Origin of the sequence: Candidatus Nitrosarchaeum limnium BG20, assembly GCF_000241145.1 — an archaeon.
Classification (GTDB): domain Archaea; phylum Thermoproteota; class Nitrososphaeria; order Nitrososphaerales; family Nitrosopumilaceae; genus Nitrosarchaeum; species Nitrosarchaeum limnae.
Window position 1 is genome coordinate 1 of sequence record NZ_AHJG01000176.1, and the last position, 526, is coordinate 526.

The window sequence follows — 526 nt, forward strand, 5'->3', positions numbered from 1 at the left end:
ACAAGATTTTTGTGATTGAATTATCACAGAATGCCATCCAGTGAAAAATTTTTCATATCCTACAGATTGAGCATGACCTAATGTCACAGTTGAGTCAAACATCATAGTGGTTTCATAATTTTTCTTTTTTTCAAAAGATTTAGAAAGTTCCTTGTACGTAACATCATTTTTCAGTTTGTTATTTTCAGCCAATTTGTTTCCATTAGAATCGAATATGAATAGACTTGTAGAATCAAGTTCATCATCATGAAGTGGAGTCTCATTAAATATACAATGGATAAACTTGCTCCAGTTGAATATAATACCTAAAATTCCTATTGGGATTTCTGAGCACGTGTTATCTTGATACACATTACAATAAAATACAATTTTTGTGAATCCCTTAATTTCTTCATTGATCATCTCAAATCCATAATCTTTATTTCTATGATTTAATGCATTTTGAAACCATGATGAGTTTTTTATGTTTGTGTCTCTCAAATTTTTTAATGTGTTAGCATTTGCCATCACATTTCCATCTAAATCA

1 protein-coding gene is annotated in these 526 nt (G+C 29.3%); it reads right to left on the reverse strand.

Annotation, left to right across the window (positions count from 1 at the left end; all coding sequences use genetic code 11):
• Positions 1-507 (reverse strand): hypothetical protein (locus BG20_RS05675; RefSeq protein WP_133936248.1); only part of this gene is annotated, 507 nt, incomplete at its 3' end.
• Positions 508-526 lie beyond the last annotated feature (19 nt).